The sequence below is a fragment of the Streptomyces boncukensis genome (assembly GCF_011045075.1).
Lineage (GTDB): Bacteria > Actinomycetota > Actinomycetes > Streptomycetales > Streptomycetaceae > Streptomyces > Streptomyces boncukensis.
Genome location: NZ_JAAKZZ010000501.1, coordinates 1 through 5,298, shown reverse-complemented (window position 1 = coordinate 5,298; position 5,298 = coordinate 1). Strand labels below are relative to the sequence as shown.

General features: G+C 73.7%; 5 protein-coding genes. 2 read left to right on the top strand and 3 right to left on the bottom strand.

Features of this window, described 5'->3' with window-relative positions; all coding sequences use genetic code 11:
• On the top strand, positions 1-1,024 hold a 1,024-nt coding region (locus tag G5C65_RS30640; protein WP_165302312.1), incomplete at its 5' end, for an SMP-30/gluconolactonase/LRE family protein.
• A gap of 209 nt (positions 1,025-1,233) precedes the next feature.
• Here the strand turns inward: G5C65_RS30640 and G5C65_RS30635 are convergent.
• Together G5C65_RS30635 and G5C65_RS40845 are read right to left on the bottom strand one after the other, a co-directional pair.
• Positions 1,234-1,542: a DUF3039 domain-containing protein gene (locus tag G5C65_RS30635; protein ID WP_165302311.1), complete on the bottom strand. Its 309-nt coding sequence runs from the start codon at positions 1,540-1,542 to the stop codon at positions 1,234-1,236.
• Positions 1,543-1,557: 15 nt separating this feature from the next.
• Positions 1,558-2,406 carry a YqgE/AlgH family protein gene (locus tag G5C65_RS40845; protein ID WP_165302310.1) on the bottom strand — a complete coding sequence of 283 codons (849 nt, stop codon included), beginning with the start codon at positions 2,404-2,406 and terminating at the stop codon, positions 1,558-1,560.
• A 283-nt stretch (positions 2,407-2,689) separates the two neighbouring features.
• Here G5C65_RS40845 and murA point away from each other — a divergent pair, with 283 nt between their 5' ends.
• Positions 2,690-4,018 carry a UDP-N-acetylglucosamine 1-carboxyvinyltransferase gene (murA, locus tag G5C65_RS30625; RefSeq protein WP_165302309.1) on the top strand — a complete coding sequence of 443 codons (1,329 nt, stop codon included), beginning with the start codon at positions 2,690-2,692 and terminating at the stop codon, positions 4,016-4,018.
• Positions 4,019-4,238: 220 nt separating this feature from the next.
• Here murA and G5C65_RS30620 read toward each other — a convergent pair whose 3' ends face one another.
• Entirely contained in the window at positions 4,239-5,261 is a 1,023-nt protein-coding gene (locus G5C65_RS30620; RefSeq protein ID WP_165302313.1) for a serine hydrolase domain-containing protein, read from the bottom strand.
• Between the last annotated feature and the right edge of the window lie 37 nt (positions 5,262-5,298).

Sequence of the window (5,298 nt, the reverse complement as noted above, 5' to 3'; positions counted from 1 at the left end):
CTCCCGGCCCTCCCGGCGCGGCGTCCTGGCCGCCACCGCGGCGGGCGCCCTGACCGTCGCCGCGGGCGGCGCGTCGACGGCGCACGCACGCCCCGCCGCGGACGCCTCAGCGGACGACTCCGCGATCCCCGACGCGTACGTCCTGCCCGGGGACCGGGCGTTCCCCTCCGGTCACGCGTACGACCCGCGCACCGGACAGCTGTACGTCGGCAGCGCCGCCGACGGCACCCTCTATCGGGGCCAGGTGACCCGGCCCCGGCTGCGCCCCTGGTCACCGGACGGCACCGACGGCCGCAGCACCACCTCGGGTATGACCGTCGACGGCGCGGGCCGGCTGTACGTGGGCGGCGCCGACACCGGAACCCTGCGGATCTACCAGACCTCCACCGGGCGGCTGCTGGCCCGGCTGCGGGGCGTACCAGACGGCTTCGTCAACGAGGTCACCGTCGCCGACGACGGCACGGCCTACGCCACCGACTCCTTCCGCCCGGTCATCTACCGGGTGACCCGCAGCGGATGGCGCTGGCGGATGGAGCGCTGGCTGGACGTCAGCGAGACCCCGATCGACTGGATCGACGGCCAGCACAACCTCAACGGCATCCTGGCCGTCGGCCGCCGGCTGCTGACCGTCAACAGCAACACCGGTCAGCTGTGGCGCGTCGACCAGCGCACCGGCGCGGCGCGCGAGGTGGACCTCGGCGGGCACACGCTGCCCAACGGGGACGGCCTGGCCTGGCACGACGGCCACCTCTACGTGGTGCAGGGCAACATCAACGACACCCCGGGGCTCGTCCCGCAGGTGGCGGTGCTCCGTATGTCGCCCGACCTGACCCGGGGCCGCTACACCGCCCGGATCGTCCCGCCCGGCGGCTTCCGCCACCCCAGCTCGGTGACGCTCGCCCTGGCGCACGGCCGGATCAACGTCGTCAACAGCCAGTACAACCGCTGGATCAACGGCCTGCCGCCCGAGGTGCTGCCGTTCACCGTCTCCAGCGTTCCGCTGCGCGACGCGGTTCCGGTGTGAGCCGCGGCTGGGCAGGGCCTGCCCCTTGCTGATGCGTCGCAGGGTGCGGCCCCGCTGTAGCTGAGCGCGCAGTTCCCCGCGCCCCTTCGGGGCGCACACAGCACAGCGTGCCCTGCCCGCCCCGTCGCTGCGGGGCGGGCAGGGCACGCTGTCAGAGCTGTTACCCGGATGCCAGGGGATCGGCGCGGAACGGCGCGGGAGCCACGCGGCTACTTCGTGCCGCCGCCCTTGCCGTCCTTGCCGCCCTTGCCGTTCTTGTCGTCGCCTCCGGAGCTCATGGACTCGTAGATCTCCTTGCACATGGGGCAGACCGGGTACTTCTTGGGATCGCGCCCCGGTACCCAGACCTTGCCGCAGAGCGCGACGACGGGCGTCCCGTCCATCGCGCTCGCCATGATCTTGTCCTTCTGGACATAGTGGGCGTACCGCTCGTGGTCGCCGTCACCGTGCGATGTCTGCGGGGTCGGCTCGACCAGGGTTCCGGTGCTGCCCCCGCGCTCGGGCTCAAGAGTGCTCATGCACCCCAAGGGTACTCAGTTCAGCGAGGGGTCGTCCGGGTACGTCGCCACGAGTGCCAACTCGCTGCGTTGCCGCCGCAGCACGGAGCGCCACAGCCCCTCGGGCGACGGGGAGGAGACATCGCCGGGCTCCGACTCGACGACGTACCACGCGCCCTCGGACAGCTCGTCCTCCAACTGCCCAGGCCCCCAGCCCGCGTAGCCCGCGAAGATCCGCAGCGAGCCCAGCTCGGCGGCGAGCAGCTCCGGCGGGGCCTCCAGGTCGACCAGGCCGATCGCGCCGTGCACCCGCCGCCAGCCCAGCGGCCCGCTGGACGGTCCCTTCCCGTCCGCGGCGTCCGCCGCGTCCCCGGCGCCCGGGTCCGCATCCGGGTCCCGGTCCCGGTCTCGGTCCGGGTCCCGGTCAGTGCGCCTGGCCCGGTCCGGGCTCCCGGCCGGGTCCGGTGCCGGGTCCCGTGCCGCTCCGCGGTCCGCCGCCGGTTCCCGGCCCGGCGGGGCGCCCGTCCCCGCGTCCGCCTCCCCGTCCGGGCCCCGGACGTCTCGGGCGTCTCGGGTGTCGCGGACGTCTCGGGTGTCGCGGGCGGTGGTGCGCCCCTCACCCCCCGTGGGCACCACCGCCACACCCAGTGCCGCGTCCAGCGAGACGGGGCCGCCCTGGAAGACGACGCCGGGCTCGCCGGTGAGCGCCGCCCAGGGCTCCAGGATGTCGCTCACGTCGACGGGCGTCGGGCGGTTGAGGACCACGCCCAGCGAGCCCTCCTCGTCGTGGTCGAGGAGGAGCACCACCGCGCGGTCGAAATTCGGGTCGGCCAGCACCGGAGTGGCCACGAGCAGCCGTCCGGTGAGCGAGGACACCTCGGTCATAGGGCAATGATCCCGCACCGGCGCCCGTCGCGGGGAGCCAACCGGCAGATCGGTACGAGGCGCGCGGCAGGGAGCGTGCCCGCCGAGTGCGGCGGCCGCGCGCCGTCCGCGCCTCCCCCGGCCCCTCGGGGCGCACGGCGGACCGCACCGTGACGTGGCGGGCGCGGAGCGTGTTATTGCGCACCTGTGACGTTCCGCTCCCCCGCACAGCGCTACGGAGGGGGTGTCCGGGGCGATTACGATGACGTTTTGTCCCAACCCATCTCCAGGAACGCGGAGATTCATGACCGACAGCCCTGCCGACGTCCTACTCGTCCACGGTGGCGCCCCGCTGGAGGGCGAGCTCCGGGTCCGCGGCGCGAAGAACCTCGTGCCGAAGGCCATGGTCGCCGCGCTGCTGGGCAGCGCGCCGAGCCGCCTGCGCAATGTGCCGGACATCCGCGACGTGCGCGTCGTACGCGGCCTCCTCCAGCTGCACGGCGTCACCGTCCGCTCCGGTGACGAGTCCGGCGAGCTCGTGCTCGACCCCTCGCGCGTGGAGAGCGCCAACGTCGCGGACATCGACGCGCACGCGGGCTCGTCCCGGATCCCGATCCTGTTCTGCGGCCCGCTGCTGCACCGCCTCGGCCACGCCTTCATCCCGGGGCTGGGCGGCTGCGACATCGGCGGGCGGCCCGTGGACTTCCACTTCGACGTGCTGCGGCAGTTCGGCGCGACGATCGAGAAGCGGGCCGACGGACAGTATCTGGAGGCCCCCAAGGGCCTGCGCGGCACCAAGATCCGGCTGCCGTACCCGTCGGTCGGCTCGACGGAGCAGGTGCTGCTGACTGCCGTCCTCGCGGACGGTGTGACGGAACTCTCCAACGCGGCCGTGGAGCCGGAGATCGAGGACCTGATCTGCGTGCTGCAGAAGATGGGCGCGATCATCTCCATGGACACCGACCGCACCATCCGCATCACCGGTGTCGACTCGCTCGGCGGCTACACCCACCGCGCCCTCTCGGACCGGCTGGAGGCCGCGTCCTGGGCGAGCGCGGCGCTGGCCACCGAGGGCAGCGTGTATGTGCGCGGCGCGCAGCAGAAGTCGATGATGACCTTCCTCAACACCTACCGGAAGGTCGGCGGCGCGTTCGAGATCGACGACGAGGGCATCCGGTTCTGGCACCCGGGCGGCCCGCTGAACGCCATCGCGCTGGAGACCGACGTGCACCCCGGCTTCCAGACGGACTGGCAGCAGCCGCTGGTGGTGGCCCTCACCCAGGCGTCCGGCCTCTCCATCGTCCACGAGACGGTCTACGAGTCCCGCCTGGGCTTCACCTCGGCGCTCAACCAGATGGGCGCCCACATCCAGCTCTACCGCGAGTGCCTGGGCGGCATGCCGTGCCGCTTCGGGCAGCGCAACTTCCTGCACTCCGCCGTGGTCTCCGGGCCGACGAAGCTCCAGGGCGGCGACCTGACCATCCCCGACCTGCGCGGCGGCTTCTCGTATCTGATCGCGGCGCTGGCGGCGCAGGGCACCTCGCGGGTGCACGGCATCGACCTGATCAACCGGGGCTACGAGAACTTCCAGCAGAAGCTGATGGAACTCGGCGCCAAGGTCGAGCGCCCCTAGGGGGTGTTTCGAAAGCCCCGCACGCCACCTGGAACGCCCGGCACGTGCTCTCGCCGCACCGGCCGAAAGCCCGAGTACGCCCAGTACGAGGGCTTTCACCCGGCACGCCGAGAGCACGCACCGGACGCTCCATGCGCCGCACGGGGCTTTCGAAACACCCCCTAGCCGAGCGCCCCCGGCGCCCTGGCCGGGCCGGTCCCGCAGCCGTGGCGCCGGCCCCTCAGCAGAAGACCAGCTCGCGGAACGCGTCCCGGATCTCGGTGAGCGGCCGCCGTTCCCGGCTGTAGTAGATCTTGTTGGTCAGCAGAACCGCCCAGCGCCCCAGTCGGGGACTGAGCCAGATGCCGGTGCCGGTGAAGCCGTAGTGGGCCCAGACGTCGTCCCGCTCGGGGCTCGTCCCCGGCGCCGGATGCCACAGCAGGCCGCGTGCCGGGGTCAGTCCTCCCGTGTGCACCTGGAGGGAGAGCCGGGTCCAGGCGGGGCTGACGCCGGGGTGCGCGCCGTCCGTCCCGCCAGCGAGCAGATGCCGCAGGAAGCGCCCCAGGTCCGGGGCGTGCGAGAAGACGCCCGCGCTGCCGCAGGAGGCGCCGAGGATCCGGGCCGAGTAGTCGTGGACCGAGCCGCGGGGCCGCAGGCCGGTCTCCGGGTCGAGTTCGGTCGGGGCGCAGCCGGCCCGTGCGGCCGGGCTCAGCGGCCCGTAGCCGGTGGCGGTGAGGCCGAGCGCGCGCCACAGCGGCCCGGCCTGGGCGTCGAGCCGCCGTCCGGTGAGGTCCTCGGTGAGAAAGCCGAGGATCATGGCGGCGCGGTCGGTGTACTCCACGGCCTCGCCGGGCGGCCGGCGCACGGCCTCGGTGAGGATGCCGCTGCGGACGGCCGCTGGGTCGGTCCCGTACCGGTGCTTCAGCTGGGCGCGCAGCGGGAGGCCCGCGGTGTGGGAGAGGAGTTCCCGCGCGGTCAGGTTGCCGACGGGGTACCCGGCCGCCCGCGGCCAGTAGCCGCCGAGCGGCGCTTCCAGGTCGATACGGCCCCGGTCCCACAGCGCGCCGACGGCCGTCCAGGTGGCCAGGATCTTGGTGAGGCTCGCGACGTCGTACCGGGTGGCGGGGCGCGTGCGGGCGGCGCAGCGCTGCAGGGACAGGGTGCCGGCGGCGCCGAGGTCCAGGATCCCCTGGGCGTCTCCGACCGCCCAGGTGGCGCCGGGATAGACGTGCCGCCGGACGCCGTCCTCCACGAGGCGGCGCACCGCGTCGGGGACGCGGGGGCGGTGCGGGGCCGGTCGC